This window comes from Klebsiella sp. RC2, assembly GCF_014192815.1.
In the GTDB taxonomy this organism is placed as follows: Bacteria; Pseudomonadota; Gammaproteobacteria; order Enterobacterales; family Enterobacteriaceae; genus Klebsiella; species Klebsiella variicola.
This window is the reverse complement of the sequence record NZ_JACHYL010000002.1, coordinates 528,464-543,215: the sequence shown is the minus strand read 5'-3', so window position 1 is coordinate 543,215 and position 14,752 is coordinate 528,464. Positions and strand designations below refer to the sequence as shown.

General features: G+C 63.4%; 11 protein-coding genes. 5 read left to right on the top strand and 6 right to left on the bottom strand.

Annotation, left to right across the window (positions count from 1 at the left end; genetic code table 11):
• Positions 1-191: 191 nt before the first annotated feature.
• A complete protein-coding gene (locus FHW76_RS07470) occupies positions 192-1,142 on the bottom strand; it encodes a sugar-binding transcriptional regulator (protein ID WP_002893602.1) in 951 nt (316 codons plus the stop codon).
• A gap of 374 nt (positions 1,143-1,516) precedes the next feature.
• Between FHW76_RS07470 and FHW76_RS07465 the strand changes: the two genes are divergently transcribed.
• A complete protein-coding gene (locus FHW76_RS07465; protein ID WP_008805574.1) occupies positions 1,517-2,347 on the top strand; it encodes a transketolase in 831 nt (276 codons plus the stop codon).
• A complete protein-coding gene (locus tag FHW76_RS07460) occupies positions 2,340-3,275 on the top strand; it encodes a transketolase family protein (RefSeq protein ID WP_012968733.1) in 936 nt (311 codons plus the stop codon). The genes FHW76_RS07465 and FHW76_RS07460 overlap by 8 nt, the downstream gene beginning before the upstream one ends.
• A 34-nt stretch (positions 3,276-3,309) precedes the next feature.
• Here FHW76_RS07460 and entD read toward each other — a convergent pair whose 3' ends face one another.
• Together entD and fepA are read right to left on the bottom strand one after the other, a co-directional pair.
• Positions 3,310-3,939 carry an enterobactin synthase subunit EntD gene (gene entD / locus FHW76_RS07455; RefSeq protein WP_110200098.1) on the bottom strand — a complete coding sequence of 210 codons (630 nt, stop codon included), beginning with the start codon at positions 3,937-3,939 and terminating at the stop codon, positions 3,310-3,312.
• Between the two features lie 66 nt (positions 3,940-4,005).
• Positions 4,006-6,234, bottom strand: coding sequence for a siderophore enterobactin receptor FepA (gene fepA, locus FHW76_RS07450; RefSeq protein WP_022065110.1), 2,229 nt, complete (start codon positions 6,232-6,234; stop codon positions 4,006-4,008).
• 259 nt (positions 6,235-6,493) lie between these two features.
• On the opposite strand from fepA, the gene fes reads away from it, so the two are divergent.
• Genes fes through entF form a run of 3 tightly spaced genes read left to right on the top strand, consistent with a single transcriptional unit; the run spans position 6,494 to position 11,825 of the window.
• A complete protein-coding gene (gene fes, locus FHW76_RS07445; protein WP_023322211.1) occupies positions 6,494-7,702 on the top strand; it encodes an enterochelin esterase in 1,209 nt (402 codons plus the stop codon).
• Between the two features lie 27 nt (positions 7,703-7,729).
• Positions 7,730-7,933 (top strand): MbtH family NRPS accessory protein, encoded by a 204-nt coding sequence (locus FHW76_RS07440; RefSeq protein WP_004178967.1) that lies wholly within the window; start codon positions 7,730-7,732, stop codon positions 7,931-7,933.
• A gap of 10 nt (positions 7,934-7,943) precedes the next feature.
• On the top strand, positions 7,944-11,825 hold the full coding sequence (entF, locus tag FHW76_RS07435) for an enterobactin non-ribosomal peptide synthetase EntF (RefSeq protein ID WP_039102952.1): 3,882 nt from the start codon (positions 7,944-7,946) through the stop codon (positions 11,823-11,825).
• A 64-nt stretch (positions 11,826-11,889) separates the two neighbouring features.
• Here entF and fepC read toward each other — a convergent pair whose 3' ends face one another.
• From fepC to fepD, 3 genes are read right to left on the bottom strand one after another with little or no spacing between them, the layout of a single operon-like run.
• Positions 11,890-12,684, bottom strand: coding sequence for an iron-enterobactin ABC transporter ATP-binding protein (gene fepC, locus FHW76_RS07430; RefSeq protein ID WP_012542491.1), 795 nt, complete (start codon positions 12,682-12,684; stop codon positions 11,890-11,892).
• A complete protein-coding gene (gene fepG / locus FHW76_RS07425) occupies positions 12,681-13,673 on the bottom strand; it encodes an iron-enterobactin ABC transporter permease (RefSeq protein ID WP_004147521.1) in 993 nt (330 codons plus the stop codon). Before fepG ends, fepC begins: the two co-directional genes overlap by 4 nt.
• Positions 13,670-14,677, bottom strand: coding sequence for a Fe(3+)-siderophore ABC transporter permease (gene fepD / locus FHW76_RS07420; RefSeq protein ID WP_032729598.1), 1,008 nt, complete (start codon positions 14,675-14,677; stop codon positions 13,670-13,672). The genes fepG and fepD overlap by 4 nt, the downstream gene beginning before the upstream one ends.
• Positions 14,678-14,752: the final 75 nt, after the last annotated feature.

Sequence of the window (14,752 nt, the reverse complement as noted above, 5' to 3'; positions counted from 1 at the left end):
CCACAAACCCGGTGACGGGCTACCGGAAAAATCATCAATTGTGCTGGCAATCACATTTCGCCGATCGGCGAAAGCGGCAGTTGGCGGCTGGAGTGGTTGATTAACTGATTGAATTTAAATGCATTAACAGAGCCAGCCCTGAAGCTAAAAAAGCACGTCAGGGCGGCAGTGAGGAAAAGCAGCGCGGCAGGTTAGTCGCTAACCAGCATGCGAGCGGTAGGATAATCGGTGATTAAAACATCAATGTAGCCGCCGGTGAGGGCGCCTTTGATGGCCGCGACTTTATCGGTACCGCCGGCCAGCGCGACCACGTTCGGGCATTTTTTGACCTTCTCCAGCGCCATACCGATCACCGGATCTTCATCATCGCGTAACACCGGATGGCCGTTTTTGTCGTAGTAGTGCAGGCAGATATCACCCACCGCGCCGCGCGCCGCCAGCACCTGCAGCATATCTTCGTGATAGTAGTTACCGGAGGTTTTCAGCAGTTGGGAGGGTTCGAGAATGCCGATGCCGACGATGGCGATATCCACTTCATCAAAGCGCGACACCACGTCAGCGACATCTTTGCTGGCCAGCAGCCGGTTGCGCTCCTCCATGGATCCCTCGATGCTCTGTGAAGGCAGCAGCCAGGCGTCGCAATTCAGGCGCTGGGCGAGGGTCTGGGTAAGAATCGTCGCCTGCACGTTACCGTTTGGCCCGACGCCGCCCAGCAGCTGGATCACGCCGCTGGCTTTCAGGTTTTGCGCATGAACTTCATCGACCATCGCGCGAATGGTTGAGCTCCACGAGGAGACGCCAATCAGATCTTTTGGCCGCAGCCGGGTTTCCAGATAGTGGGCGGCAGCGGAGCCAATCGCCCGCTTGATGGTATGATCGCTGGCCTCTTCCTCGGTATCCACCACCACCGCCTGCTTAAGGCCGTAGCGATCCTCAAGCCCTTTTTCGAGCTTCAGAAAGATGTTGGACGGCTGAACGACGCTGATCTTGACGACGCCTTCTTTCTGGCAGCGGGTAATGGCGCGGGAGACAAATGACTGAGACAGCGAGAGAAGTTGGGCGATATCAGACTGCTTTCGTCCTTCCAGATAGTAAAGCGTGGCAATCTTAACCAATAGCCGTTGTTCATCCTGCTTAGCCATATTAATCCTCGAAAATCATTTATCGCCTTTCTTCAGGCGGTTAGCTGCAGCCATTATCGTAGTGACTTTTATCATACGCGAAAAAAAATCAGACTTAAGTGTGACAGGCGTCTAACTTTTGCCAATCCTCAAAATCGACTATGGACAAAAACAAAACAGCCAGGCCATAATCGAATAAAGAATCATTATTGAATATATATTCAAGGCGATTTCGAGTCAATGTGTTTATCCGGGCTTCGCCTGGAGCGGGAGGCAGAATGTTCCTGAGTAGGGCGCTGTGGCAGAAGGCTTACCACCCGGCATGGGGATATCTGGTTTTTTTAGTCCTTGCTGGAATAAATATTCCATGCTGAAAATAAATTCAGAGGTGTGAAATGAATCCCTACAGATATGATATTCAGACGCTGGAGCGTAAAGCCCGCGCGGTGCGGCGCCATATTGTGCGCTTAAACGCCAATAGTCCGGCCGGCGGCCACACCGGGGCTGACCTTTCGCAGGTCGAACTGTTAACCGCGCTCTATTTCCGCGTCCTTAACGTCGCGCCGGACCGGCTCGACGACCCGCAGCGCGATATCTACATCCAGTCGAAAGGCCATGCGGTGGGCTGCTACTACTGCGTCCTGGCGGAAGCGGGATTCTTCCCGGTCGAGTGGCTGGAGACCTACCAGCATGCCAACTCCCATCTCCCCGGCCACCCGGTGCGGCAGAAAACGCCGGGCATCGAGCTCAACACCGGCGCGCTGGGTCACGGTTTGCCTGTTGCGGTGGGGCTGGCGCTGGCCGCGAAGAAAAGCAACAGCACCCGCCGCATTTTTTTGATCACCGGCGACGGCGAACTGGCGGAAGGCAGTAACTGGGAAGCCGCCCTGGCGGCGGCGCACTACGGTCTGGATAACCTGGTCATTATTAATGATAAGAACAACCTCCAGCTGGCCGGGCCGACGCGCGAAATCATGAATACCGATCCGCTGGCCGATAAATGGCGCGCCTTCGGTATGGAAGTCAGCGAGTGCCAGGGTAACGACATGGCCTCGGTGGTCGCGGCCATCGAGGGGCTACAGCAGAACGGTAAACCGAACGTTATTATTGCCAACACCACGAAAGGCGCGGGGATCTCCTTTATTCAGGGGCGCCCGGAGTGGCACCACCGGGTGCCGAAAGGCGAAGAGATCGCTCTGGCGCTGGAGGAACTGAAAGATGAGTAATACAGAACACCTGGCTAACGTCATGGTCGAGGCCTTTATCGCCGCCGTGGAAAGTGGTGTCGATCTGGTGCCGGTGGTGGCCGACTCCACGTCGACGGCTAAAATCGCCCCCTTTATTAAGCAGTTTCCCGGCCGGCTGGTGAACGTCGGCATCGCTGAGCAGAGCATGGTCGGCACCGCCGCCGGTCTGGCGCTGGGCGGCAAAGTGGCGGTGACCTGTAACGCCGCGCCGTTTCTTATCTCGCGGGCCAATGAGCAAATCAAAGTGGATGTCTGCTACAACAACACCAACGTCAAGCTGTTCGGCCTTAACGCCGGAGCCAGCTACGGCCCGCTGGCCAGCACCCACCATGCCATTGACGATCTGGCGGTGATGCGCGGCTTTGGCAATATCCAGATCTTCGCCCCCTCCACGCCGCGCGAATGTCGGCAGATCATCGACTATGCTCTTGCTTATCAGGGCCCGGTCTATATTCGTCTCGATGGCAAGGCGCTGCCGGAGCTGCTTGACGAGTCGTATCGCTTTGTTCCCGGCGCCGTGTTGACCCTGCGCGAAGGCGAGGACGTCGCGCTGGTGGCCACCGGTTCGACGGTGCATGAAGTGGTGGAGGCGGCGCAGCAGCTTGCCGACCTCGGTATCCAGGCGAAAGTGGTCAGCGTGCCGTCGATCCGCCCCTGCGATACCGCGGCGCTGCTGGCGGCGCTCCGGCCGTGTGGCTCAGTGATCACCGTCGAAGAGCATAACGTCAACGGTGGGTTGGGTAGCTTGGTGGCGGAGGTGCTGGCGGAAGCGGGGGTGGGCATTGCCCTGCAGCGGTTGGGGATCCCGGACGGGGAGTACGCCGCCGCCGCCGATCGCGGCTGGATGCGCCAGTACCACGGGTTTGATGCCGCCGCCATCGTTGCCCTGGTGCAAAAACGGGGCTGATGGACTGAACGCCCGTCGCGTGAAGCGCGGGCGTTTACTGCTGCAATGCGCAAAGCGTGATGACCTGCTCCTCCGACGCTATCCAGTGCAAGGGATAGCGTTGCTCCGCAAACTCAAGCGCTAAGGTGCTTGCCGTTATGTCCACGATCTGAAAATCGGCGAACCCCAGCGCGCGCTGATTTGCCGCAGGCGTCGCCTTAAACCCACTCTCTTTTGCCGAAAACGCCAGCGTCAGCGCCAGCGGGAAGGGCAGGCCGCTGCGCAGCAGCGCTGTTTTTTCCGTCGGACTGATAATGCTGTCCTCCAGCTCCGCCGCCATCTGGGGGGTAAACCGGCGCTCAATATCGACGCCCACCGGCCGATCGGCGATCACCGCCAGCGCGCGCTGGGCGCAGTGGCTGATGCTACCGAACCAGGGCGTGGGCCACAGCGGCTGGCGCTGGTCGCTGATGGCGGGAGGCTGTTTCTCCCCCACCTCGCGCAGGGCGTATACCGCGGCGATGCGTCCTGCCAGGTGCTCCGCCTGCCGCTTGCGGCCCCAGCCGGTCAGGCTGGCGTGATAGGGCAGCCAGAACAGATCTTCAGGCTGGAAAGTCGCCGGGTCGAATTCGACCTGCTGGATGGTATAGCCGGCCAGCGGCAAAGCGGTGTGATGGTGGCGCATAGGGTAAGGTTACCGCGGTTGGCCCCGCCCTTTGTCCAGCAAGGGCGGGGGAGGGAGAAGCCGCTATCAGAAGTGGGTGTTGACGCTCATATACCAGGTGCGGCCCGATTCGTTATAGGTCTCGGCGCCGGCACCGTACATCGTACCGGTGGCGCCCCCGGTGGTCTGGGCGTTGCCCGCGCGCCAGTGGCGCTTGTCGAAGACGTTATCCACGCCGCCGGTCAGACTGACATATTTGGTGACGTCCCAGGTCGCGCTCAGGCCGAGGATGCTGTAAGGGCTGACCTCGTTCTTCTCGCTGCCGGTAACCGGTTGACCCTTGTAGTTGTACTTCTTCGGCTCCTGCTTGCCGTACCAGGTGAAGGTCGACTGCAGCGAAACGTCATCGCGAACCTGCCAGCTCAGGGTGGAGTTCAGCGTGTATTCCGGGATAATCGACAGACGATCGCCGGTCTCTTTGTTCTTACTCTGCAGCATATAGGTGATGTTGTTGGTCCAGTTCACGGTCTCGCTCACCGGCACGTTCAATGTCCCCTCCAGGCCTTCCACCACCGCTTTCGGCACGTTTTCCCACTGGTAGAGATCGGTACCTTTATTGTTTTGATAGACCGGGGCATAGCCCGCTTCAATTTTGTTGCGGTAGTCGTTGCGGAACCAGGTGACGCCCGCCAGCCAGCCGTCGCGTTTAAACTCGAGGCCAATCTCTTTGTTGATGCTGGTCTCGGCTTTTAAATCTTCATTCCCCTGCAGATAGCAGCCGTCTTTACTGGCGTAGCAGCCCTGGCCTTTACTGTAGAGAATGTAGTTCGGGTTGGTCTGATACAGGCTCGGCGCTTTATAGGCGCGGGCGATGCCCATCTTCAGTGTGAAGTCGTCCCACAGGCCCTGCGACAGGTTGAGGGACGGGCTCCAGTTATTGCCGACGATGCTGTGGTGATCGAAACGCAGCGCCGGGGTCAGCATGGTGGTGTCGGTCAGCTCCATGTTGTTCTCAGCGAACAGCGAGAAGATTTCCGCCTGCGAGTACGGGCTGCGGCCAGTGCTGTCGTAGCCCGGGATGGTGCCGCCCGACAGCGCCTGGGTGTTGGAGGCGTTATCCTTCATCCGCTGCTGGTTCCACTCGCTGCCCAGCGTCAGGTTCTGATTAACCAGATAGTCGAACGGGATGCTGACTTCGCTGTGCAGCATCACATCCGCCAGATCGATATCCGTGAACTGGTTGCTGTTAAAGATCCCCTCGGTGCCCCCGGCCAGGCCTTCGCCTTTGCGCGAGTTGCGGGTGCGCTCGTACTGCGCCCAGTTGCTGGTGGTCACCCCGTTGTCCCAGGCGCCGTTCCAGGTGACCGAGTAGGTGTTACGGTACAGACGGTTGGTCTCTTTACCGTAGTTCTCTTTCACCAGGTCGTTGGAGTTGGTGTTCTGGGTGTCGCCGGCGTAGAGGTTGCCCTGGCGGCTGTAGCCCGCCTCAAACTCCAGCGACTGCATCGGGGCGAATTCCCAGCGCACCAGACCATCGATGTTTTTATTTTGTACCCCTTCGCGCCCGGCAGGCAGGGTGTCGGCATAGATCCCGGTACGTTCGGACTGATGGCCCTGGTTGATATCCCAGGCGTCGGCCTGCGTTTTGTCGAGGTTACCGAACAGACGGAAGCTGAAATCGCCGCCCAGCGGGCCGCTGAGGCTGAAGTTAGTGCGTTTGGTGGAGCCTTCATCCTTGTGCTCCGGGGCGTTCATATAGGTGTTCCATGAGCCGTGCCACTCATCGCCGGTTTTTTTGGTGATGATATTCACCACCCCGCCGGCGGCGCCGTTGCCGTAGCGGGCGGCGGCCGGGCCGCGGATCACTTCGATGCGTTCGATCATCTCCGGCGGCACCCAGCTGGTGTCGCCGCGGGTGTCGCGCTCGCCGCGCCAGCCAAGGCGCACGGAATTGCGGCTGGTGACCGGCTTGCCATCGATCAGGATCAGGGTGTTTTCCGGACCCATGCCGCGGATATCAATCTGGCGGTTATTGCCGCGCTGGCCGCTGGTGGAGTTGCCGGTCAGGTTGACCCCCGGCATGGTGCGAATGATCTCCGAGACGTCGCGCGCTGGCGGGCGTTTGCGGATCTCATCGGCGGTGATGGTGGAGACGCCCGGCGCCTGCAGATTCTGCTCGGCGGCGGTGACCACCATGGTCTCTTCAGCAGCGCTGTTTTTATCGTCGGTGGCGGTTTCCGCTGCGCTTAACGGAAAAGCAACCCCGTAAATTCCCAGATTGACCAGCAAGGCCAGGGATTTGATCCTGTTATTCATTGTTATTCCTGCTCTTTAGTCGCCACGTTCCCCAAACGCCCCTTCCCACCGGGAGGGGAGGCGGCATAAATGTTGCCGGAAGAGGGCAAAGGCACTCCGTCGCTAACTGAATAAGCTCTCTTCGACATGTTTTGTGAAAGACGCGCTTCCCACGGCGCGCTAATACGCTATTGCAAATGCAAATAGTTATCAATAATATTATCAATAAAGAATTACAATTAATTAAAAAAGTCACGCTATACATAGGGTTAATGACAGAATGTTAAGGACAGGAAGCGAGGAGTGGTGGCAAACCCTGCAGGGGCCGCAGTGCCGCGCAGTGGATGACGCCATCGAGGTGACGTTCTGGTGGCGGGATCCGGCGGGGGATGAAACGCACTCTCCGCGCCGTCGGGTATGGCTCTATATCACCGGGGTGACCGACCACCATCAGAATGCGCGGCCGCAATCGCTGACGCGTCTGCCCGGGACCGACGCCTGGTCCTGGCGAACCACCCTGTCGCCGACCTGGCGCGGTAGCTACTGTTTTATTCCCTCCGACCGTGACGATGATTTTTCCCCTGAGGTGTTCAGCGCTGACGCGCCCGACCGCGCGCTGCTGCGCGAAGGCTGGCGCAAACTGCTGCCGCGGGCGATAGCCGATCCGCTGAACCCGCACAGCTGGCAGGGCGGACGCGGCCATGGCGTGTCGGCCCTGGAGATGCCGCAGGCGCCCGCGCAGCCCGGCTGGGACCAGTTTAATGAGGCGCATCCTCCCGCCCGATGCCTTGAGTGGCGCAGCGCGCGTCTGGGCAACCATCGCCGGGTCTGGATCTACACCACCGGCGAGGCCGTCGACCCGCAAACGCGGCCCCTGGCGATCCTGCTCGACGGCCAGTTCTGGGCCGAGAGCATGCCGGTGTGGTCGCCGCTGGCCGCACTGACCCGCGAAGAGAGACTGCCGCCGGCGGTCTACCTGCTGATCGACGCGATCGACAACCAGCGCCGCGGGGTTGAGCTGCCCTGTCACCGCGATTTCTGGCTGGCGGTGCAGGAGGAACTCCTGCCGCTGATCCGCGGCCATGCCCCGTTCAGCGACCGCCCGGAGCGGACAGTGGTGGCCGGGCAAAGCTTCGGCGGCCTGGCGGCGATGTTCGCCGCCCTCAACTGGCCGCAGCGCTTTGGCTGCGTACTCAGCCAGTCAGGCTCCTACTGGTGGCCGCATCGCGATGGCCGCGGGACGGGCTTTATCGGCGAACAGCTTCGCCAGGGTGAGGTGTCCGCGGCCGGGCTGCGCATCTGGCTGGAAGCGGGCCAGCGTGAACCGATTATTTTTCGCGCCAACCAGGCGCTGTTGGCGCAACTCACTACGACACAGCAGACGATTTTCTGGCGTCAGGTTGACGGCGGGCATGATGCGCTTTGCTGGCGCGGCGGGCTGACGGCAGGGCTTATCCAGCTCTGGCAGCCTCTGCTGTCGCACCCTTAGCACCGCGCTTTACGACAGGAGTTTGATATGCAATTCAGTAACCCCTTCGACAATCCGCAAGGGCAGTTTTACATTCTGCGCAATGATCAGCAGCAGTACAGCCTGTGGCCGGCGCACTGCGACCTGCCTGCCGGCTGGGCGGTGGTGTGCCCCCCGCAGTCGGCCGAGGCCTGCAACGCCTGGCTGGCGGCCAACTGGTCAACCCTGACCCCCGCCCATCATGCGTCATAAGGAGCTGACAATGACCACTCGTTTACCGCTGGTTGCCGCGCAGCCGGGGATCTGGATGGCCGAGCGCCTCTCCACTCTGCCAGGCGCCTGGAGCGTGGCCCACTATGTTGAACTGCGCGGCGCGCTCGACCCGACGCTGCTGGGAAAAGCGATTGTCGCCGGTCTGCAGCAGGCGGACACCCTCAGCCTGCGCTTTGAGGAAGAGGAGGGGGAAGTCTGGCAGTGGGTGGCGGCCGACCGCACCTTTGGCGAACCGTCGATCATTGACCTGCGTACGGCGCCGGATCCGCATCGCGCCGCCACGGAGCGGATGCAGGCGGACCTGGCGCAGGATCTGCGTGTCGACGGCGGCAACCCGCTGGTGTGCCATCAGCTGCTGCGCGTCGGCGACGACCGCTGGTACTGGTATCAGCGTTATCACCACTTGCTGGTGGATGGCTTCAGCTTCCCGGCGATAACCCGGCAGATCGCCGCCATTTACCGCGCCTGGCAGCGGGGGGAAGCCACTCCTGAGTCGCCTTTCACCCCCTTCGCCGAGGTGGTGGACGAGTACCAGCGCTACGCCGGCAGCGAGGCCTGGCAGCGGGATAAAGCCTTCTGGCAGGCTCAGCGCCAGGCGTTACCGTCGCCTGCCTCACTCTCTGCCGCGCCGCTGGGCGGACGCGCCGCCGGGAGCGATATCTGGCGGATGAAGCTGGAGATGAACGCCGACGCCTTCCGCCGTCTGGCTGGCCATGCGCCGCAGTGTCAGCCCGCTGACCTGGCGCTGGCGCTCACCACGCTGTGGCTGGGCCGCCTGTGCAACCGGATGGACTACGCGGCGGGCTTTATCTTTATGCGCCGGATGGGTTCAGCCGCGCTGACCTCGACGGGGCCGGTGCTCAATGTCCTGCCTCTGGCGGTGCATATTGACGCCCAGGAGACGCTGGCAGACCTGGCGATGCGCCTCGCCGCTCAGTTGAAAAAGATGCGCCGCCATCAGCGCTATGACGCCGAACAGATCGTTCGCGACAGCGGTAAAGCGGCAGGGGACGAACCGCTGTTCGGCCCGGTGCTGAACGTCAAAGTCTTTGATTACCAGCTGGATATCGATGGTGTGCAGGCACTGACCCACACCCTCGCCACCGGCCCGGTCAACGATCTCGAGCTGGCGCTGTTCCCGGATGAAACCGGCGGGCTGTCGCTGGAGATCCTCGCCAACAAGGCCCGGTACGATGAAGCCGAGCTCCGTCGCCATGTGGCGAGACTGACCGCGCTGCTGGCGCAGTTCGCCGCCGATCCGGCGCTGCGCTGCGGCGAAGCAGAAATGCTCTCCGCCGATGAGCTGGCCCGGCTGGCGGCGGTCAACGATACCGCTGTGCCGCTGCCTGCCACCACCCTCAGCGCGCTGGTGGCCGACCAGGCGCGGAAGACCCCGGATGCCCCGGCGCTGGCGGACGCCCACTGGCAGTTCAGCTATCGCGAGATGCGTCAGCAGGTGGTGGCGCTCGCGCAGCTGCTGCGTCAGCGCGGCGTGAAGCCGGGCGACAGCGTGGCGGTGGCCCTGCCGCGCTCGGTGTTCCTGACCCTGGCGCTGCACGGTATTGTCGAAGCGGGGGCCGCCTGGCTGCCGCTGGACACCGGCTACCCGGACGACCGCCTGCGGATGATGCTGGAAGACGCCCGGCCGTCGCTGCTGATCACCTCGGCGGATCAACTGGCCCGCTTCAGCGATATTCCGGGGCTGGAAAGCCTCTGCTATCAGCAGCCGCTGGCCGCCGGGGATGACGCGCCGCTGGCGCTGTCAAAACCGGAGCATACCGCCTACATCATCTTTACCTCCGGCTCCACCGGACGGCCGAAAGGGGTGATGGTCGGCCAGACCGCCATCGTCAACCGCCTGCTGTGGATGCAGGATCGCTATCCGTTATCTGCCGACGACGTGGTGGCGCAGAAAACGCCGTGCAGTTTCGACGTGTCGGTGTGGGAGTTCTGGTGGCCGTTTATCGCCGGCGCGCAGCTGGTGATGGCCGAGCCGGAGGCGCACCGCGACCCGCAGGCGATGCAGCAGTTCTTCGCCCGCTACGGCGTGACCACCACCCACTTTGTGCCGTCGATGCTGGCGGCGTTTGTCGCCTCGCTGGATGCCGACAGCGTCGCTGCCTGCCGCACGCTGCGGCGGGTATTCTGCAGCGGCGAAGCGCTGCCGACGGAATTGTGTCGTGAATGGGAGCGCTTAACCGGCGCGCCGCTGCATAACCTGTACGGCCCGACGGAGGCGGCGGTGGACGTCAGCTGGTACCCGGCCTGCGGATCTGAGCTGGCGGCGGTGACCGGCAGCAGCGTGCCGATTGGCTGGCCGGTGTGGAACACCGGGCTGCGCATTCTCGATGCCGCGATGCGCCCGGTGCCGCCGGGGGTGGCGGGAGATCTTTATCTCACCGGCATCCAGCTGGCGCAGGGCTATCTGGGACGTCCGGACCTCACCGCCAGCCGCTTTATCGCCGACCCGTTTGCCCCCGGTGAGCGGATGTATCGCACCGGCGACGTGGCGCGCTGGCTGACGAACGGCGCGGTGGAGTATCTTGGCCGCAGCGACGACCAGCTGAAGATCCGCGGGCAGCGCATCGAGCTTGGCGAGATTGACCGGGTGATGTCGGGCCTGCCGGACGTGGCGCAGGCGGTGAGTCACGCCTGCGTCTTCAACCAGGCGGCGGCGACCGGCGGCGATGCCCGACAGCTGGTGGGCTATCTGGTCTCTGACTCCGGCCTGCCGCTGGATACCGCGGCGCTGAAAGCGCGGCTGGCGGAACAGCTGCCGCCGCATATGGTGCCGGTGGTGCTGATGCAGCTCGCTGAGCTGCCGCTCAGCGCCAACGGCAAACTGGACCGCAAAGCGCTGCCGCTGCCGACCCTCGGCGGGGAGCGCAGCGGTCGGCCGCCGGAGCCCGGGATGGAAACCCTTGTCGCCACGGCCTTCAGCCAGCTGCTGGGCTGCGAGGTGAACGATATCGACGCCGATTTCTTCGCCCTCGGCGGTCATTCTCTGCTGGCGATGCGTCTGGCGGCACAGCTCAGCCGCCAGCTGGCGCGGCAGGTGACCCCGGGGCAGGTGATGGTGGCCTCGACGGTGGGCAAACTGAGCGCGCTGCTGGCTGCCGATCTCAGCGATGAGCAGGCCCGGCGCCTGGGGCTGGATACGCTTCTGCCGCTGCGCGAGAGCGACGGCCCGACGCTGTTCTGCTTCCATCCGGCCTCCGGCTTCGCCTGGCAGTTCAGCGTGCTGGCGCGCTATCTCAGCCCGCGCTGGTCAATAACCGGTATTCAGTCGCCGCGCCCGCAGGGGCCGATGGCCAGCGCCGCCAGCCTCGACGAGGTGTGCGAGCACCATCTGCGCACGCTGCTGGCGCAGCAGCCGCACGGCCCTTATTACCTGTTTGGGTATTCGCTGGGCGGCACCTTAGCCCAGGGGATTGCCGCCCGCTTGCGCCAGCGCGGCGAAGCGGTGGCCTTCCTCGGCCTGCTGGATACCTGGCCGCCGGAGACGCAAAACTGGGCGGAGAAAGAGGCCAACGGGCTGGATCCCGAGGTACTGGCGGAGATCGACCGCGAGCGCGAAGCGTTCCTCGCTGCCCAGCAGGGGCAAGCCTCCGGCGAGCTGTTCAGCGCTATCGAAGGTAACTATGCCGATGCGGTGCGGCTGTTAACCACCGCCCACAGCGCGAAGTTTGACGGCAAGGCGACGCTTTTCGTGGCGGAGAAGACGCGGCAGGCGGGGATGGATCCGCAGGTCGTATGGGGCCCGTGGGTGGCGGAACTGGAGGTGTTCAGCCAGAACTGCGCCCACGTCGACATTATCTCCCCGCAGGCCTTTGAAGCCATCGGCCCGGTGGTCAGGGAGATTCTGGGGTAACGGTTGAGTTCGGGCTACAGCAGGTAGCCCGGCTCAGCGTAGCGCAAGCCGGCGAAAGAGGAGATTACCGGCGGCCCAGCGGGACCACCAGCGGCGTATGCGCCACCGGATCCTCAATGATCGTGCAGCGCAGGCCGTAAATCCGTTCAATCAGATCGGCGGTGACGATCTCCTTCGGCGCCCCCTCGGCGACGATCTTGCCGTCGCGCAGGGCGATCAGGTGGGTGGCGTAGCGGCAGGCCTGATTAAGATCGTGCAGCACCGCCGCCAGGGTATAGCCCTTCTCGCGATTCAGCTCACTCAATAGCTCCAGCAGGTCGATCTGATGGCTGATGTCCAGCCAGGTGGTTGGCTCATCCAGCAGCATAATCGCCGTCTCCTGGGCCAGCACCATCGCAATCCACGCCCGCTGCCGCTGGCCGCCGGAAAGCGTGTCGACGCTCTGCAGCGCCAGATCGCTGATCCCGGTCGCCCGCATCGCCTTGTTCACCGCCTCTTCATCTTCTTTGCGCCAGCGGGTAAACAGCGGCTGGTGCGGATAGCGCCCGCGGGCCACCAGCTCCTGCACCGTGATATCGCCAGGAGTGGTGGCATTCTGCGCCAGCAGCCCGATGCGGCGGGCAACCTCTTTACTGGCGTACTGCTGGATCTGCGCGCCGTCGAGCCAGACGTGGCCGCTGGCCGGCGTCATCAGGCGACTGAGGGTGCGCAATAGCGTCGACTTGCCGCAGCCGTTGGGGCCGATAATGGCGGTGAAGTGACCGTCAGGGATGGTCACGTTCAGCGACTCGGCGATGGTCTTGTTACCGTAGGCCAGGGTTAACTGCTCGCCGCGCAAACGGGAGGGGACAGCACTCATTTTTTGCGGGACTCCTGAATCAACAATGCAATAAGGTAAATACCGCCGAGGCTGACGGTTAACACGCCAACCGGCAGCTGCCACGGCATAAACAGCCGCTGGGCGCCGTAATCGGCCAGCGCCAGCAGCAGCGCGCCGCACAGGGCCGATTGGGTCAGTCCCCAGCGGGCCGTGCCGCTCAGGCGGCGGGCGATATGCGGCGCCACCAGCGCAATAAATGAGATCGGCCCGGCCAGCGCCGTCGAGGCGGCGGTGAGCACCACCGCCACCAGCATCAGCAGCAGGCGCGAACGCTCGACCTGCACACCCAGCGCGCAGGCGGTATCGTCGCCCATCTCCAGCAGTCGCATCCGGCGAACCAGCAGGGCGCTGCCCACCAGCATCAACAGGATCAGCGGCGCCGACGGCCAGGTTTTACCCCAGGTCAGGCCGTTAAGCGATCCGGCGTTCCACAGGCCCGCAGAAAGGGCGGTCTCCAGCGAGGCGCGCAGCAGCAGCCAGGTGTTGAATGCCACCAGCATGGCGCGCACGCCGATGCCGATAATGATCAGGCGGAAGGTCTCGATCCCGTTGCGCCAGGCCAGCAGCCAGACCACCAGCGAGGTCAACACCCCGCCGGCCATCGCCGCCAGGGCAATCGCCGTCAGGTTCTGGCCGAAGAGGACCATCGCCACCAGCACGCCGCTCCAGGCGCCGGTGTTAAAGCCCATCACGTCCGGGCTGCCGAGCGGGTTGCGGGTCAGCGACTGGAAAATGGCGCCGCTGACGCCGAGCGCGGCGCCGATGAGCAGCGCCATTAACACCCGCGGCAGCCGCCATTCGTTCACCACCATCGCGACGTTGCGCGGCGCATCGCCGAACAGCGCGGAGAACACCTGGTCAATCGTCAGGGGCACCGGGCCTTGCGCCAGCCCGAGCAGAGAAATCAGCAGGCTGGCGGCCATCAGCAGCAGGCAACTGGCTATCAGGCGGCGGGACGGGGCAATCACAGGCCACCTCCCCGCGGCTGGCGGCGCACCAGCCAGATCAGCACCGGCGCGCCGAGAAAGGCGCTCACCACCGATACCCGCAGTTCGCCGGGCACCAGCAGGCGGCCAATCACGTCGGCAAACAGCAGCAGGGCCGGGGTGGCGAGCAGGGTGACCGGCAGCGACCAGCGATGATCGGCCCCCACCAGCCAGCGCGCCATATGCGGCATCATCAGGCCGATAAAGGCGATGGGGCCGACGACGGCGGTGGCGCTGCCGCACAGGACGGTGATGACGATCAGGCCGATCAGCTGGGTGCGGGCGACGCGGCTGCCGAGGGCGGTGGCGGTATCGTTGCCGAGGCTCAGGCTGTTAAGCGCCCGGCTCAGCAGCAGGGCGGCGATCCCCGCCATCACCACCGGCAGCAGGACAATTTTCAGCGTCTGCAGGGTGCGGATATCCAGCGAACCGGCCTGCCAGAAGCGCAGCTGATCGTAGACGTCCGGGTTGAGCAGGGCGATGCCGTTGGAAAGCCCCTCCAGCACCGCCGCAAGGGCGACCCCGGCGAGGGTGAGGCGCACCGGGCTCAGCTGGCCGCCGCCCTGACTGCCGGTAAAGGCCACCAGCAGCGAGGCGCAGAGCGCGCCGCAAAACGCCAGCAGCAGTTGCTCCTGCGGGGAGGTGATCCCGAACAGCGCCGCGCCGAGGACGATGGCGAAGCTGGCGCCGGAATTGACCCCCAGCAGGCCGGGGTCGGCCAGCGGGTTGCGGGTGAGCGTCTGCATCAGCGCGCCGGCGAGACCGAGGGCGACGCCGGCCAGCAGACCGGCCAGGGTACGCGGCAGGCGCGCGTCCAGCACGATGGTGCAGTCGGCGCTTTGACAGGTTCCGCTGAAGGCGGTGAATACCGTGCCGATCGGCAACGATTTGGCGCCGATGGTCAGGCTAAGCGCGGCGGCTAAGGCGAGTAATAGCAACAATCCGGGCACGGCGATAGAGCGTACCGCGGTCGTAGAAAACGACATAACTGACATCCCTGATATGATAATGATAGTAATTATCGTTATCGATTTTATTCAGCTATGGTAGCATGACCCACA

Bases quoted from the DNA above. Each gene is read 5' to 3' on its own strand.
- fepD (WP_032729598.1), bottom strand. From the start codon at position 14,677: ATGTCGTTTTCTACGACCGCGGTACGCTCTATCGCCGTGCCCGGATTG.
- FHW76_RS07465 (WP_008805574.1), top strand. From the start codon at position 1,517: ATGAATCCCTACAGATATGATATTCAGACGCTGGAGCGTAAAGCCCGC.
- entD (WP_110200098.1), bottom strand. From the start codon at position 3,939: ATGCGCCACCATCACACCGCTTTGCCGCTGGCCGGCTATACCATCCAG.
- entF (WP_039102952.1), top strand. From the start codon at position 7,944: ATGACCACTCGTTTACCGCTGGTTGCCGCGCAGCCGGGGATCTGGATG.
- fes (WP_023322211.1), top strand. From the start codon at position 6,494: ATGTTAAGGACAGGAAGCGAGGAGTGGTGGCAAACCCTGCAGGGGCCG.
- fepC (WP_012542491.1), bottom strand. From the start codon at position 12,684: ATGAGTGCTGTCCCCTCCCGTTTGCGCGGCGAGCAGTTAACCCTGGCC.
- FHW76_RS07440 (WP_004178967.1), top strand. From the start codon at position 7,730: ATGCAATTCAGTAACCCCTTCGACAATCCGCAAGGGCAGTTTTACATT.
- fepA (WP_022065110.1), bottom strand. From the start codon at position 6,234: ATGAATAACAGGATCAAATCCCTGGCCTTGCTGGTCAATCTGGGAATT.
- FHW76_RS07470 (WP_002893602.1), bottom strand. From the start codon at position 1,142: ATGGCTAAGCAGGATGAACAACGGCTATTGGTTAAGATTGCCACGCTT.
- FHW76_RS07460 (WP_012968733.1), top strand. From the start codon at position 2,340: ATGAGTAATACAGAACACCTGGCTAACGTCATGGTCGAGGCCTTTATC.